Source organism: Kutzneria sp. CA-103260 (assembly GCF_018263855.1).
GTDB lineage: Bacteria > Actinomycetota > Actinomycetes > Mycobacteriales > Pseudonocardiaceae > Kutzneria.
In genome coordinates this window covers 5,153,211-5,167,761 of record NZ_CP073318.1, presented here as the reverse complement: position 1 = coordinate 5,167,761, position 14,551 = coordinate 5,153,211, and the positions used below count along the sequence as shown (strand labels likewise).

Sequence of the window (14,551 nt, the reverse complement as noted above, 5' to 3'; positions counted from 1 at the left end):
AACTGAGAGGTGATCATGACTGTGACGCCTACCCTGCGGCGATCACGTCGAATCCACACCCGAGCGTGCCTCGCGGCCCTGCTCACGGCCACGCTCGCCACTGTCGGGGCCGGCCCGGCGACAGCCTCCTCCGCCGCGGTCACGCCCCACGGCACGACCTTCTCCGACGACTTCGACGGCCCCGCGGGCGCCGGTGTCGACCTGGGCAAATGGCACTTCGAGACCGGCGACAACGTCAACAACTACGAACGCGAGTGGTACACGTCCGGCGCCGACAACGCGGCGATGGACGGACAGGGCAACCTCGTCATCACCGCCAAAAAGGAAAATCCCGGCAATTACCAGTGTTGGTACGGGCCGTGTGAGTACACCTCGGCCCGACTGTCCACGGCCGGCCAGTTCACCCAGGCCTACGGGCACTTCGAGGCCCGCATGAAGATCCCCCGCGGACAGGGCATGTGGCCCGCGTTCTGGCTGCTCGGCGACAACATCGGGGACGTCGGCTGGCCGCAGTGCGGCGAGCTGGACATCATGGAGAACGTCGGCTTCGAGCCGAACACCGTGCACGGCACCATCCACGGCCCCGGCTACTCCGGCTCCAACGGCCTCGGCGGCGCCTACAGCGGGCCGGTCTTCGCCGACGACTTCCACACCTACGCGGTGGACTGGTCGCCGGACTCGATCAGCTGGTCGGTCGACGGAAACGTGTACGAGACACGGACTCCGGCCGACGCCGGCGGCAACCAGTGGGTGTTCGACCACCCCTTCTACATCATTCTCAACCTCGCCGTGGGCGGTGACTGGCCGGGCGACCCGGACGACAGCACGCAGTTCCCGCAGCAGCTCGTCGTGGACTACGTGCACGTGACGACCGGCGACGGCGCGGCGCACCGCTGATCTGACCGTCGAACACCCGAAGTCTGCGCGCGTCGCCCGCGCGGCTGTGCCCTGTGTGGGCGACGTGCCGGAAACCAGAGGAGGAATGTCCGTTGCGGACATGGCAACGCAAGCTGTTGACGATCACGCTGTCGGGCTCGGTGCTGACCGCGCTCGTCGCCGCGCCGGCCGCGCACGCCGCGAATCCGAGCGACGCGCCCGATTTCGGCCCCAACGTGAAGGTCTTCGACCCGTCGATGTCCTCGTCGGACATCCAGTCCCAGCTCGACGCGATCTCCAACCAGCAGGTGGGCAACGAGTTCGGCGGCGACCGCTACGCCGTGCTGTTCAAGCCCGGCACCTACAGCAACGACGTGAACGTCGGCTACTACACGCAGGTGCTGGGGCTGGGGCGAAACCCCGATGACGTCACCATCAACGGCGCCGTGCACGTCCAGGACCAGGGCGGCGGCGCGCTGGTCAACTTCTGGCGCAGCGCGGAGAACCTCGCCGTGAATCCGTCCGGCGGCACCGACACCTGGGCGGTGTCGCAGGCCTCGCCGATGCGCCGAGTGGACATCCACGGCGACCTCCAGCTCTCCGACAGCGGCTACTCGAGCGGCGGGTTCCTGGCCGACTCGAACGTGACCGGCCAGGTCCGCTCGGGCTCGCAGCAGCAGTGGATCTCCCGCAACACCTCGTGGGGCAGTTGGGACGGGGCCAACTGGAACATGGTCTTCGTCGGCGCGCAGAACGCCCCGGCGCAGTCCTTCCCCGACCCGCCCGACACCACCGTGGACCAGACGCCGGTGGTGCGCGAGAAGCCGTTCCTGTACATCGACGACTCGGGCAACTACCAGGTGTTCGTGCCGGCACTGCGGACCAACTCCGCCGGCCCGACGTGGGGCGGCGGCAACGCGCCGGGCACGTCCCTGCCGATCAGCAAGTTCTACATCGCCAAGCCCGGCGACACCGCCGACACGATCAACGGGGCCCTCGCGTCCGGCCAGAACCTGCTGTTCACGCCGGGCGTCTACCACCTGGGCAGCGAGATCCACGTGACCCGGGCGGACACCGTCGTGCTCGGCCTCGGGCTGGCCACCCTGACGCCGGACAACGGCAACGCGGCGATGTCAGTCGACGACGTGAACGGTGTGTCGATCGCCGGCCTGCTCTTCGACGCCGGACAGACCAGCTCCCAGCAGCTGTTGGCGGTGGGCCCGAACGGGTCGAGCGCCGACCACAGCAGCGACCCGACGACGCTGTCGGACGTCTTCTTCCGCGTCGGCGGGGCCGGGGTCGGCAAGGTGAACCAGGCACTGGTGGTCAACAGCAACAACGTGATCACCGACGACACCTGGATCTGGCGGGCCGACCACGGTGACGGCGTCGGCTGGTACGACAACACCGCGGCCAACGGCGTGGTCGTCAACGGCGACAACGTCACCGCCTACGGGCTGGCGGTCGAGCACTTCCAGCAGTACCAGGTGGTCTGGAACGGCAACGGCGGCCGCACCTACTTCTTCCAGAACGAGATGCCCTACGACGTGCCGGACCAGGGCACCTGGCGCGGCGACGGAAACGGTTACGCCGCCTACAAGGTCGCCGACAACGTCACCGACCACCAGGCGTGGGGGCTGGGCAGCTACTGCTACTTCAGCACCAATCCCGGTGTCGTGGCCGATCGCGCCTTCGAGGCGCCGAACACCGCGGGCGTGAGTTTCCACGACCTCGTCACGGTTTCGCTCGGCGGCACCGGGACGATCAACAACATCATCAACGACGCCGGCGGCTCGGTGAACTCCGGCAACACCGTGGCCAAGCTGGCCAACTACCCGTAAGTCGCGTGTTCCCGCACCATCCCTGCGCTCACTGGAGAGCACACATGCCCTGCACACGCAGCACAATGCTCAGTGCCGGCGCGGTCGCGGCCGCACTGTTCGGTCTCGCCCCCGCCGCACACGCCGCGCCCGTCGCCCTGCCGGCCCACTTCGCCGCGCCCTACCTGGAACTCAGCGACTCCACCGCCGGCCTGATGGCCGAGGACATGCAGGCCACCGGCACCAACCACTACACCCTGGCGTTCCTGATCCCGCAGAACGGCTGCACCGCCCAGTGGGAAGCCGGCGGCGCGCCCGTCGGCTCCTTCGCCCAGCAGATCAAGGATCTCCAGTCGGTCGGCGGCGACGTGATCATCTCGTTCGGCGGCGCGGAAGGCGGCGAGCTGGCCCAGACCTGCACCTCGGTGCCGGACCTGACCGCCGCCTACGCGAACATCGTCGACACCTACGGCGTCACCCGGCTGGACTTCGACATCGAGGGCAACACCCTGAACGACCCCGCCGCCAACCAGCGCCGCAACCAGGCGCTGGCCGCGTTGCAGCAGCAGAACCCAGCCGTGCAGGTGGACTACACCCTCGGCGTGTCCCCGGGCGTCGGCCTGCGTGACGGGGAGATGGCCGTGCTGCAGGACGCCAAGTCGCAAGGCGTGAACGTCAGCGCCGTGGACATCATGGCCATGGATTTCGGTGACGGCGAGAGCCCGCTCAACGACGGGATCTCGGCAGCCCAGGCCACCAGCAACGAGCTCGCCGGGCTCTACGGCATCTCCCAGTCGGAGGCGTACGGCCGGATCGGCATTACGCCGATCGCCGGGCAGAACGACGACAACGAGTACTTCGGCCAGGACGACGCGTCCACCCTGGAGAACTTCGCCCAGACCAACGGCTTGCAGCTGCTGGCCTTCTGGGAGGTCGCCAGCTACGACAAGGCCGCCGGCTACGCCTACTCGCGGATCTTCAACCAGCTCGGGGGAGGTGCTTCGTGATGCTTCGACTGACGGCCATGCTCGCCGGCCTGGTGACGGCGGCGGCGATGATCACCGCGGTGTCCACGGCGGCCCACGCCGCGCCGGCCTCGTTCGTGGTCAGCGAGGACCAGTTCAACCAGATGTTCCCCGGCCGCAACGGTTTCTACACCTACGACGGCCTGCTCAACGCCATGAACTCGTACCCGGGCTTCGCCACCACCGGCGACGACACCACCCAGAAGCAGGAGGCGGCGGCCTTCCTGGCCAACGTCAGCCATGAGACCGGTGGCCTGGTCTACGTCGTCGAGCAGAACACCGCCAACTATCCGACCTACTGCGACTGGAGCCAGTCCTACGGGTGCCCGGCCGGGCAGGCGGCCTATTACGGCCGTGGGCCGCTCCAGCTGAGCTGGAACTTCAACTACAAGGCGGCCGGCGACGCACTGGGCATCGACCTGCTCGACAACCCGTGGCAGGTCGAGCAGGATCCGGCGGTCGCCTGGCAGACCGGGCTCTGGTACTGGTTCACCGGGACCGGGGCCGGCGGCACCACCTCGCACGACGCCGTGGTGAACGGCGCCGGTTTCGGCGCGACGATCCGGGCCATCAACGGTGGTCTGGAGTGCGACGGCAACAACCCCGACGAGATGCAGGACCGGATCAATCTCTACCAGCGGTTCACCGGAATCCTCGGCGTCGACCCGGGCGGCAACCTGTCCTGTTGACCCACGCGGGCTCGGATCACGGGCGGGTGCCGGGCCCGCGTGACGGGAGCGGTTGTTCGGGGCGCCACCCCGAACAACCGCTCCCGTGCCTTGCGGACCGCGAGAAGTTGTGAAACCACTGTGCGGCAATGACTTTCGGCCCTCGTCGGCGGGCTGCCAGGTACGGGTCGGGGACCGTTGCTTGATCGTCCTGAAAGTGTCCGGACGCGGGTGTTGAATCGAGCGCATGGACACACCACCGATCGTCCCCATCGAGCAGTGGCGCCAGGCCCGGGCCGAGCTGCTCGTCGCCGAGAAGGAAGCGACCCGGGCCCTGGACGCGATCGCGGCCCGCCGACGCCGGCTGCCCATGGTCGAGTTCCCCGACACCTACGAGTTCGACACGCCCGCCGGCAGTAGATCGCTGCTGGACCTGTTCGACGGGAAGCCGCAGCTGGCGGTCTACCAGTTCATGGACATCGGGCCGGACGCCTTCTGCCCCGGCTGCACCTGGCTCACCGACAACGTGCCGGCGCCCGCGGTCGGGCTGCTCGCCGACAACGACGTCAGCTGGTGGACCGTGTCGGACATGCCGCTCGCCCAGATCGCCGGCTACTGGGAGAAGAAGGGCTGGACCACCCCGTTCGCCTCGTCACGCGGCACGACCTTCGCCGCCGACTGCGACACCCAGGGCTTCATGCTCACCGTGTTCCTGCGGGACGGCGACCGGGTCTTCCGCACGTACAACACCAGCCAGCGGGGCGTGGACCGGCTGGTGTTCACCAACAGCCTGCTCGACCTGATGCCCTACGGCCGCCAACAGGACTGGGAGGACTCGCCGGCCGGCTGGCCGCAGCATCCGACCTACGGCTGACCCCGGCCCCGCGTCCGAGCCCCGCCCGGTCGGCCCGGATCGCCTTGACACGAAATCTGTTGGACCCGATGACATGATGGGGAGGTGGAGTCCACCCGAGTGGACCGCTGGCTGTGGGCGGTCCGGCTGACCAAGACCCGTCCGGACGCCGCGGCGGCCTGCCGGGGCGGGCACGTGCGCGTGAACGACAAGCCGGCCAAGCCGGCGACCACGGTGTCGCCGGGCGACGAGGTGCGGGCCCGGGTCGGTGACCGGACCCGGATCATCGAGGTGGTGCGGGTGATCCAGAAGCGGGTGGGCGCGGCCGACGCGGCGACCTGCTTCATCGACCGCACGCCCGCGCCCCCGCCGGAGGCGGCCATCCCGGTGGCCCGCCGTGAGCGGGGTGCCGGCCGGCCCACCAAGCGGGAGCGGCGCGTGCTGGACAAGTTCCGTTTCGGCCAGTAGCAGCCAGCGCTAGTCCAGGAACTCGGCCAGCATCGGCAGCAGCAGTTCGGGCCGCCGGGTCGCGGTCATGTGCGTGGTGTTCGGCAGCACGGCCAGGTGCGAGCCGGGGATCAGGTGCTTCATCAGCGCGCCGTGCTCGATGGTGACGAAGTCGTGGTCGCCCATCACCAGCAGGGTCGGCGCGGTGATGCCGGCCAGCTGCTCGTCGCTCCAGCCCTTCAGGTCGGCGTTGGACGCGGACAGCGTGCCCAGGAACTCGGTGAAGTGCTCCGGGTGCGGGGACAGCCGCTGGTAGGCCGCCTGCATGTCGGCGAAGTCCTGCGCCGACGGCATCCGGGTGGAGGTGGCGTGCCGGGACGGGTCCATGAGGTCCTCGTGCATGCCGTCCGGCCGGACGCTGGCGGAGATCGGCACCGCCGAGCGGACCCGGCCCGGGTGGCTGACGGCCAGCTCCAGAGCGATCGCCGCGCCCATGCTGTGGCCGAGCACGTGGGCCCGGTCGACGCCGAGGTGGTCCAGCAGCGCCACCACGTCGCCGGCCAGCACCGCCGGGGTGATCTCCCGGTCGATGTCGGCGGTGCGGCCGTGGCCCTGCAGCTCCACGGCGATCACCTGGTGGTCGCGGGCCAGCGTGTGGATCAGGCCGGCGAAGTTCAGGTCGATGGTCATCATGCCGCCGTGCAGCAGCACCAGCGGCGTGCCGGCCTCGCCGTGCTGCTCGTAGTACATGTGCAGGCCGTTCACGTCCGCGTAGCCCATGGCGGTTCCTCTCACTGATCCGGTGCCGTCACCACTGCGTCGAATGGAGGTCCATCGGGATCGACACGACCCTAGAGTTTTTTCGTGACGAGTTTTCGCGTCGACGACGTGACCCCCGCGAGGGATCCATTGCCCACCGTGCGGCTGGCCGAGGTGTACGACGACGTGCTGGCGCTGGGCGGCGACCCGGACACGCCGGTGATCGAGCCGGTCGGGGTGCACCCGTTGCTCGACGCGGTCGCCCGGGCGTTCGCCGGCCACCGGCCGCTGGTGCTGTCACCGGACGCGGTATGGCTGACCATCGTCCAGGGCCTGGCCCAGCACATCCGGCTCCACGCCGAGGAGCTGCGGCCTGGGCTGGTCGACCACGCCGGCCGTGAGGCGCTGGTCCGGGAAGTCTTCGCGATGCCGAAGGACGCCGACGGATGGCGTCAGCTGATCGACGACTTCGGCAAGGAGGTGGCGGCCAGGGCCGAAGGCGCGGACCTGTTCGAGTGCGACTTCACCACCAGCACGGCGGTGGAGCGAACAGCTGGCAGGGTGGTGATGCTGGACGGATATTCGCCGTATTTCTCGTACTGGATGAGGTTTGTCTGCGGCATCCCGCGGATCACGCTCACCGGGACGGCCGCGGACTGGCGCAAGATCCGGTCGCGGGTGGACCGGCTGCCGGAGTTCGGGTTGGCGAAGTGGGCCCGGTCGCTGGCGCCGATCGCCGACGAGTTCGTCCGAGCCGTGAGCGGCGAGCCGAACCTCTGGTTCTGGCAGCGCATCTACAACCCGGCCGACGCCTACGGCGGCGAGGTGATCACTGGGTGGGTGGCGCGGTTCTACCCGTACCTGAGGAATGAGGGCGTCGCCAACGTCCCGAATCCGCTGCTGGAGCTGCCGATCGGCGAGCCGCGCAACGTCGTGGCCGACGAGCGGGGCCGCCTTGAGTGCCCGTCGATCCGGACCGATCAGGTGCCGGCCACGCTGGCACAGGCGGTGGTCCGCATCACCAAGGGGCTGACCAGGGGACACTCGGCCGTGGCACTGCAAGCCGGCCTGGTCGGCGTCACCCAGGACCGCAACTGGCAGCTGAAGCCGATCGTCGGCTGGCACGTGACCGAGGCGACCCCACAGCTCGGGCCGGTGCTCGACCGCCTCGTCCGGGAACACGAGACGACACCGGCGGTGCAGGTGGTGCATTTCGCCGCCTCAGCCGAGCTGGTGGAGCTCTACGAGCGGATCGGCTCCGCTGCTGCATCCGACGGCTCGTGGCGGATCCGGCCGGCTGAGCGGTGGTCGATGTCCGAGCTGCGGGCCGTGGTCGAGCTCGCCGACGGCCGAGTTATCGCGATGCTCACCCGCGGCCAGGAGTTCCACTGGATCCTGTGTCGCCTGGCACCGGATGGCGGCCGGATGCCGCGGACCGCCGGGCCGGACAGCGAGGTGCCGGTGCTCGGCACGTCGCTGGCGATGATCCTGGACGTCATCCTCGACGGCGACGACCCGGCCCGGTTGGAGGTCGGCCGGCTGGACGAGCTGGGCACCGGCGCGGGCGGGGAACTAGGCGACGACTGGCTGGATGGCGAGCTGTAGCAGCGCTCGGGTGTAGAGGAGGTCGAAGCCACGACGCTGCACGTTCTGCTGGGAGCGGCTGCCGGGCGAGGTGGTGACGGTGGCGATGTCGCAACCGGCGGCGATGGCGTCGGCCAGGCGGGTGGCGATCAGGGCGGTCTGCACGCCGCGGCGGCGGTGCCGCACGGAGGTGGCGGCGCCGGCGAAGTAGGCGGTGCCGTCGGAGATACGCAGGCTGCCGGTGCCGACCGGGACGCCGTCGATCAGGGCGAGGTAGCGGCGGGTGCCGGTGGAGTCCATGTCGCGGATGACGTTGCCGAGGACGTCGCGGGGGAAGTGCTCGGCCGAGGGTACGCCCTCGATGTCGGGGGTGAGCAGGGCCTCGATCATGACGTCCAGGGCCGTGTCGGTGTCGTCCTCGCGGCTGAGGCGGACCTCGACGCCGGGCGGCGGCTCCGGGGCAGACAGACCGTCGAGGGACAGGCCGAGCACGTCCTCGTAGCCGGTCAAGCGGTAGCCACGGCCGGTCAGCAGCTCGCCGATGGCCGGGTCGGCCAGGTTGGACAGCTCGACCGTCACCGGCGAGCCGAGGTCGTGGAAGGCCTGTTCCAGCTCGGCCAGCTCGGCCTCGGTGGGCACACCGGCGAAGCCGAGGCCGGCGACCTTGTTGAACGGCGAGTCGGCCTCGGCGTAGCTGGCGACACCGCCGCCGATCTCGCGGACGAAGCCGGCGGAGTCGCCGTGGCGGGCCCGGGCCGCGGCGCTGGCGTGGGCGACGAGCTGGGCCTCGACCCGCTCGATGCGCTCGGCCAGGGCAGTGCCGCAGAACAGTGGCGTCCGAATTGTCATGGTGCCTCGCAGTGTCGCCACCGGCGTCGCCGCGCGGCAACCGGTTTTCGTGTGGGAGTCTGCTGCATGTGCGAGTGGCCGTCGTCGCCGGGCCGGATGCCGGCCATGTGTTTCCCTCGGTCGCGCTGTGCCTGCGGTTCGCGGCGGCCGGCGACGAGCCGGTGCTGCTCACCACCGATGGCTGGCGTGACGCCGCGATGGCCGCCGGGATCGACGCGCCGCCGCTGGAGTGGCTGACGTTGCGGCACGAGGCCGACATCGGGCGTTGGCTGCACGATCGGGCGGCCGAGCTGGCTCGCGATCTCGTGCCGACCCTGACGGCCTTGAGCCCCGATCTTGTCGTGTCAGACGTGCTGGCGACCTGCGGCGGCATGGCCGCCGAGCTGACCGGGTTGCCCTGGGTCGAGCTGTCGCCGCATCCGCTCTACCTGCCGTCCCGCGGACTGCCGCCGATCGGCAGCGGACTCGCACCCGGTGTCGGTGTCCGCGGTCGTCTTCGTGACGCGCTGCTCCGGCGGGCCACCGCCCGCTCGCTACGGCAAGGGCATCGGCAACGGGCCGCCGCGCGGCAGGGAATCGGTTTGCCGGCAACGGATCCCGGGCCCGCCGCGCGGTTGGTCGCCACCCTGCCGGCCCTTGAGGTTCCCCGCCCGGACTGGCCTCCGCAGGCCCACGTGGTCGGTCCGCTGCTGTGGGATCCGGTGCCCACCGGCCTCACGCCGCCGCCCGGCGACCAGCCGCTGGTGATGGTCGCACCTTCCACTGCGGTCAACGGTGCGACCGACATGCTGTCCGCAACCCTTGCCGCACTGGACAATCTGGGCGTCCGGGCGGCGATCTCCACCTTCCAGCCTCCGGACCGCCTGCCGGACTGGGCCCGGGCCGGTGCCGGCGGCCAGGACGAGTTGTTGCGCCAGGCCGATGTTGTCGTCTGCGGTGCGGGGCATGGCCTGCTGGCCAAGGCTTTGCTCGCCGGCGTGCCCGTCGTGGCCGTGCCCGGCGGCGGCGACCAGTGGGAGCTCGCCAACCGCGCCGCCCGTCAGGGCAGCGCCGTCGTCGTTCGCCCGCCGACGGCTGATGCTGTGCGGGAGGCAGTGGTGAAGGTGCTGGGGGATCAGCGTTTCGCCGCCGCTGCCGATGAAGCCGCGAAGACGGCCGCCGAGGTGGCCGATCCGGTCATGGTCTGTCGGTCGGTGCTCTGAGGGCTGACTGGATCGCGTGTTGAAGGCAGTATGAGCCGATGGTTGAACATCGACTCGAGCCGACCGTCGACACCGTCACCGACGTCTTCGACCGCGACCGGGCGCCCGTGCTGACGGTGGACCCGGGCGACACGCTGACTGTGCGCAGCCTCAACGCGTCCGGGCACCTGGCCAAGGACATCCATGGCCTGAAGCTGATCCCGGAGCCGAAGGGGCACTGCCTGACCGGGCCGATCGCGGTGCGCGGGGCGGAGCCGGGCATGGCGCTGGCGATCCGGCTGGAGTCGTTGCAGCCGGACGACTGGGGCTTCACGGTGGCGGCAGTGCGGGACAACGCGCTGAACCGGCGGCTGGGGGTGGTGCCGGGCGAGCCGGTGGAGTTGACGTGGGACATCGCGGACGGTAAGGCGGTGAACCAGCTCGGGTTCGAGGTGCGGCTGGCGCCGTTCCTGGGCGTGATCGGGCTGACGCCGGCGGAGCCGGGACCGCACTCGACGGTGCCGCCGAGGCCGTGCGGCGGCAACATCGACTGCCGGGAGCTGGTGGCGGGCTCGACGCTGTTCCTACCGGTCACGGTGCCGGAAGCCTTGCTGTGTCTGGGCGACGGTCACGGGGCGCAGGGCGACGGCGAGGTGAGCGGCACAGCGGTGGAGTGCGGCATGACCACGCGGCTGATGGTGGATCTGGTGCGAGAGCCGGCAATTCGGACGGCACACGCGATCACCCCGGCCGGAAAGATCACGTTCGGCTTTGATTCGGACCTGAACGAGGCCGCGGCGCAAGCCCTGTCGGCCATGTTGGACTGGATGGCGGTCGGGTACGGCGTCGACCGGACGACAGCCCTTGCCCTGGCCAGCACGGTGGTGGATCTGCGGATCACCCAGGTGGCCAACCAGACCTGGGGTGTGCACGCGGTCCTGCCCGACGGCGCGCTGACCAGTGCGTGAACGAAATCCCGGGTGGGCACGGGATTTCGCCTGACGGTGCGCTGACCAGCGTGTGAACGATACCGGCGGACCTACCGGAGTCACGTTCCAACTGCTACTCGTAGTGGTCGCGTCAGCATCGTCCGCTATGCCTTGGAAAACGGAGCATCCATGCGTCGTCTGGCCCTGCTGCTCGTCCCTGTCCTCGCGATCCTGTTACCCGCCACGGCCGCCGCCGCCCCCGCAGCCGCGGGCAGATACGTCGCCCTCGGCGACTCCTACGCCGTCGGCGTGGGCACCTACACCTACGACAACCCCAACGACCCGTGCCGCCGCGGCCCGCTGGCCTACAGCCGGCTCTGGGAGGCCGCGCACCCGACCACCACCTACGTCGAGGAATCCTGCTCGGGCGCGGTGGTGGCCGACGTGGTCAACCAGGCGGCGGCCGGCCTGACGCCGGACACCACGCTGGTCACCGTGCAGGTCGGCGGCAACGATGTCGGCTTCGTGAACGTGCTGGAGACCTGCATCCTCAACCTCGCCGACTCCACCTGCATCAACGCCGTCAACGCGGCGGTCGCCACCGGCCAGTCGGTGCTGCCTGGGGCGCTGGCCAACCTCTACAGCGGCATCCGGGCCAAGGCCCCGTCGGCCCAGGTGGTCGTGATGGGCTACCCGCGCTTCTACAAGATCGGCGGCAGCTGCTGGGTCGGGCTCAGCGACACCAAGCGGTCGGCCCTGAACAACGGGACCGACGTGCTGGACGGCATCCTGCAGACCGCGGCGGCCAACGCCGGCTTCAAGTTCGTGGACGCCCGCACCGCGTTCGCCGGCCACGAGCTCTGCTCCGGCAACACGGAGTGGATGACCAGCCTGCAGTGGGACAAGCTGAACGAGTCCTACCACCCCAACGCCCTGGGGCACCAGGCCTACTTCGGTGCGCTGAAGGCGATCACCGGCTGATTTCCTTGCGGTGCTCGGCCTGACCGTCCCAAAGTGACGGTCAGGCCGAGCACCGCGACGACCGCGGAAGCGGCGAAGGCCAGCCCGTAGCCGTTGGCCGCCCACCGTGCTCGCTGACCTGACTGACGACTGGTCGCTAGGGTGGGCGCTGTGGCGCGCGTGGCGAGGCTGAGCCGGGACATGATCGTCGCCGCCGCGTGGCGCATCGCCGACGAGTCCGGTGTGGACGGTCTCACCCTGCGCGTGGTCGCCGCCGCCCTGGACACCGGGCAGGCGTCGCTGTACCGGCACATCGCCGACCGCCGGGAGCTGCTCGCCCTGCTCGCCGACGAGGTTGCCGCCGCCATGCCACGTCCCGACCCCGACCTGCCACCGGCCGAACGCCTGCCCGCGGCCTGGCTCGCCATGCACGACTACCTGTCCGCGCACCCCTGGGCCGCCCGCGTCATCGTCGATGGCGAACTCCTCGCCCACCAGGGCGTCATGGTCACCTGGGCCGTGGTCGCCGCCTTCGAGGCCTACGGCCTCAGCCGCGACGACGCCGTCCGCGCCTACCGGGCCCTGTTCAACCTCATGCTCGGCCACCTGCTCAACCGCCATCCTCTGGGCCACGGCGACCTACCTGGAGAAGCCGACTTCGATTGGGCCCTGCGCCGCTTCCTCGCCGGCCTCAGCTGACCAGGGTCTCCAGCCGCGCTACGACGTCGGCCACCGGGACGATGGCGTTGATCTCGAGGGTGCAGGTGGCGCGGAGTAGGGGCTCGACAGTGGCCAGGTTGGCGAGGATCTCGGCGCGTTCGGCCGGGGTCTTGCCGTACGGGTTGTCGGCGCGGGCGGTGACGCGGGCCAGCAGGACGGATGCCGGGGCACTGAGTAGGACGATGTGGTCGAAGCGGGAGTAGAAGCGGCCTTGATTCGTCTTGCAGCCGGCGACGAACAAGGGACCAGGCGACGTGAGCAGCGCGGACATGGCGTCCTCGCGCCAGATCCAGTCGTTGTCCGCCCAGTGGCTCCAGCGGGAAGAGTCAGTGTCGACGGTTCGGTGCCCGCGCGCGGCCAGTTCGCGGAGTGCCGTGGACTTGCCGGTGCCGGACATGCCGGTGACGAGGACCTTGGTCACGAGGTCCAGTCGGCCACTGTCAGCACGTCGGCCTGGCGGGGGAAGACGGCGGTGGTGAGGACGCGGTGGACCTCGGGGTCGCTGTCGAGGCAGCCGTCGGACAGGACGGTGAGGCGGTAGTCGAGGTCGAAGGCCTGGCGGACGGTGGAGAGCACGACACCGCTGGTGGCGATGCCGGTGAGGACCAGACTGTCCACATCGGACGATCGGAGCACCTGGTCGAGGTCGCTGCCGGCGAAGGCGCTGACCCGCTTCTTGGTGAAGACGAGGTCGCCGGGGGCGGGGGCGATGTCGGGGTGGATCTCGGCGCCGGGGTCGGCGGGGGTGAAGGCGTCGGTGCCGATCATGCGGCCGAAGATGGCGTTGGCCGGGTTGACCTCGGGGTGCCCGGGGCGGAAGCCGACGACGACGTAGCCGACGAGCATGTCGCCGGCCCGGGCATGGTCGACGGCCTGGCGCAGGCGGGGCAGGTAGTCGGGGTCGGAGTCGAAGCGCGACACGATGGCGCGCTGCACGTCCATCAGCAGCAGGGCGGTCTTAGCCATGGAGGAATTCAACCACGTCGAGAATGCGGTCCAGAGCGGAGATGTGACCGTCCGAAGAGGATGGACGCAGGGTGGCCGCCGGCAGGTGGCGGGCGAGCCATTCGGCGTGGGATAAGGGAATCACCCGGTCCTCGACGCCGTGCAGCAGCAGCGTGGGGCAGCGGACGTCGGACGCGGCGAAGCCCCACGGCATGACGTAGGCCAGGTCGTCGTCGATCATGCCGTCGAGGCCGTTGGCGGTGGCGAGATCGGAGTTGCGGCCGAGATCGGACCAAGCGCCCGAAACGGCGGCGTGATCGGCGGCGGTGAAGGAGTTCTCGTCGAACAGGGCGGCGGCGAGCACCTCGGCCAGCGCGTCCCGGCCGGCGACGGAGGCCCGCAGTTCCTCGGGGGCGACCATGCCGGCCCACCAGTCCAAGCCGTCGGCCTTGAACGGGGCCAGCGCGCCGACCGTCACGCAGTGGACGACCCGCTCGGGCAGCAGGGCGGCGCAGGCCAGGGCGTGGTTGGCGCCGCCGGAGTGCCCGAGCACGGAAAAGCGGGAGACGCCAAGGGAATCGGCGACGAAGGCGGCATCGGCGGCGGCCGAGCCGATGGTGCGGCCGGGGTCGGCGGTGGAGCCGCCGTAGCCGGGACGGTCGTAGGACAGCCAGCGAATCCCCGGCAGGGCAAGGAGAGGAGCGGGCACGGCGCCGATCTGCGGCGTGCCGTGGTGCCAGAACACGGGATCGCCGGAGCCGGTGTCGTAGACGCGCAGCGTGCGGCCGTCGGCGAGGGTGAGGTCGGTCTCCACGGCCGGCAGCCTAATGGTTTGAGCGTCTCCAAGACCTACAAACCGCCGGCCCGGAGACAGCTGACCGCCACAAACCCCGATCGGGTTTGTGGCGGTCAGCGGTGGCGCTCCCAAGGGTTTG

General features: G+C 70.1%; 16 protein-coding genes. 11 read left to right on the top strand and 5 right to left on the bottom strand.

Going from position 1 to position 14,551, the window contains the following annotated elements:
- Positions 1 to 15 precede the first annotated feature (15 nt).
- From JJ691_RS22350 to JJ691_RS22325, 6 genes are all read left to right on the top strand, one after another.
- Positions 16 to 897 (top strand): glycoside hydrolase family 16 protein, encoded by an 882-nt coding sequence (locus JJ691_RS22350; RefSeq protein WP_211770664.1) that lies wholly within the window; start codon positions 16 to 18, stop codon positions 895 to 897.
- A gap of 92 nt (positions 898 to 989) precedes the next feature.
- Complete coding sequence (locus JJ691_RS22345) at positions 990 to 2,717, top strand: coagulation factor 5/8 type domain-containing protein (RefSeq protein ID WP_211770663.1); 1,728 nt, start codon at positions 990 to 992, stop codon at positions 2,715 to 2,717.
- Between the two features lie 44 nt (positions 2,718 to 2,761).
- Positions 2,762 to 3,703, top strand: coding sequence for a glycosyl hydrolase family 18 protein (locus tag JJ691_RS22340; protein WP_249228115.1), 942 nt, complete (start codon positions 2,762 to 2,764; stop codon positions 3,701 to 3,703).
- A complete protein-coding gene (locus tag JJ691_RS22335) occupies positions 3,703 to 4,410 on the top strand; it encodes a chitinase (RefSeq protein ID WP_211770662.1) in 708 nt (235 codons plus the stop codon). Before JJ691_RS22340 ends, JJ691_RS22335 begins: the two co-directional genes overlap by 1 nt.
- Before the next feature lie 226 nt (positions 4,411 to 4,636).
- Positions 4,637 to 5,263 carry a DUF899 family protein gene (locus JJ691_RS22330; protein WP_211770661.1) on the top strand — a complete coding sequence of 209 codons (627 nt, stop codon included), beginning with the start codon at positions 4,637 to 4,639 and terminating at the stop codon, positions 5,261 to 5,263.
- An 84-nt stretch (positions 5,264 to 5,347) separates the two neighbouring features.
- Complete coding sequence (locus JJ691_RS22325) at positions 5,348 to 5,710, top strand: RNA-binding S4 domain-containing protein (protein ID WP_211770660.1); 363 nt, start codon at positions 5,348 to 5,350, stop codon at positions 5,708 to 5,710.
- Positions 5,711 to 5,719: 9 nt separating this feature from the next.
- On the opposite strand, the gene JJ691_RS22320 is transcribed toward JJ691_RS22325, so the two are convergent.
- Positions 5,720 to 6,469, bottom strand: coding sequence for an alpha/beta fold hydrolase (locus tag JJ691_RS22320; RefSeq protein WP_211770659.1), 750 nt, complete (start codon positions 6,467 to 6,469; stop codon positions 5,720 to 5,722).
- 84 nt (positions 6,470 to 6,553) lie between these two features.
- On the opposite strand from JJ691_RS22320, the gene JJ691_RS22315 reads away from it, so the two are divergent.
- Complete coding sequence (locus JJ691_RS22315) at positions 6,554 to 8,053, top strand: DUF4419 domain-containing protein (RefSeq protein ID WP_211770658.1); 1,500 nt, start codon at positions 6,554 to 6,556, stop codon at positions 8,051 to 8,053.
- Here JJ691_RS22315 and JJ691_RS22310 read toward each other — a convergent pair.
- The gene (locus tag JJ691_RS22310; protein ID WP_211770657.1) at positions 8,021 to 8,881 is read right to left on the bottom strand and encodes a GNAT family N-acetyltransferase; all 861 of its coding nucleotides are present in this window, start codon (positions 8,879 to 8,881) and stop codon (positions 8,021 to 8,023) included. The two genes, JJ691_RS22315 and JJ691_RS22310, sit on opposite strands and share 33 nt — an antisense overlap.
- Before the next feature lie 68 nt (positions 8,882 to 8,949).
- Here JJ691_RS22310 and JJ691_RS22305 point away from each other — a divergent pair, with 68 nt between their 5' ends.
- The 4 genes from JJ691_RS22305 (at position 8,950) to JJ691_RS22290 (ending at position 12,650) form a co-directional block, all read left to right on the top strand.
- Positions 8,950 to 10,083: a glycosyltransferase gene (locus tag JJ691_RS22305; RefSeq protein ID WP_211770656.1), complete on the top strand. Its 1,134-nt coding sequence runs from the start codon at positions 8,950 to 8,952 to the stop codon at positions 10,081 to 10,083.
- A 38-nt stretch (positions 10,084 to 10,121) separates the two neighbouring features.
- Entirely contained in the window at positions 10,122 to 11,030 is a 909-nt protein-coding gene (locus JJ691_RS22300) for an acetamidase/formamidase family protein (RefSeq protein WP_211770655.1), read from the top strand.
- 150 nt (positions 11,031 to 11,180) lie between these two features.
- Entirely contained in the window at positions 11,181 to 11,972 is a 792-nt protein-coding gene (locus JJ691_RS22295; protein WP_211770654.1) for an SGNH/GDSL hydrolase family protein, read from the top strand.
- A 150-nt stretch (positions 11,973 to 12,122) separates the two neighbouring features.
- Complete coding sequence (locus JJ691_RS22290; protein ID WP_211770653.1) at positions 12,123 to 12,650, top strand: TetR/AcrR family transcriptional regulator; 528 nt, start codon at positions 12,123 to 12,125, stop codon at positions 12,648 to 12,650.
- Here the strand turns inward: JJ691_RS22290 and JJ691_RS22285 are convergent.
- From JJ691_RS22285 to JJ691_RS22275, 3 genes are read right to left on the bottom strand one after another with little or no spacing between them, the layout of a single operon-like run.
- Complete coding sequence (locus tag JJ691_RS22285; protein WP_249228114.1) at positions 12,643 to 13,092, bottom strand: AAA family ATPase; 450 nt, start codon at positions 13,090 to 13,092, stop codon at positions 12,643 to 12,645. The two genes, JJ691_RS22290 and JJ691_RS22285, sit on opposite strands and share 8 nt — an antisense overlap.
- A complete protein-coding gene (locus JJ691_RS22280; protein ID WP_211770652.1) occupies positions 13,089 to 13,637 on the bottom strand; it encodes a cysteine hydrolase family protein in 549 nt (182 codons plus the stop codon). Before JJ691_RS22280 ends, JJ691_RS22285 begins: the two co-directional genes overlap by 4 nt.
- Positions 13,630 to 14,430 carry an alpha/beta fold hydrolase gene (locus JJ691_RS22275; RefSeq protein WP_211770651.1) on the bottom strand — a complete coding sequence of 267 codons (801 nt, stop codon included), beginning with the start codon at positions 14,428 to 14,430 and terminating at the stop codon, positions 13,630 to 13,632. The genes JJ691_RS22280 and JJ691_RS22275 overlap by 8 nt, the downstream gene beginning before the upstream one ends.
- Between the last annotated feature and the right edge of the window lie 121 nt (positions 14,431 to 14,551).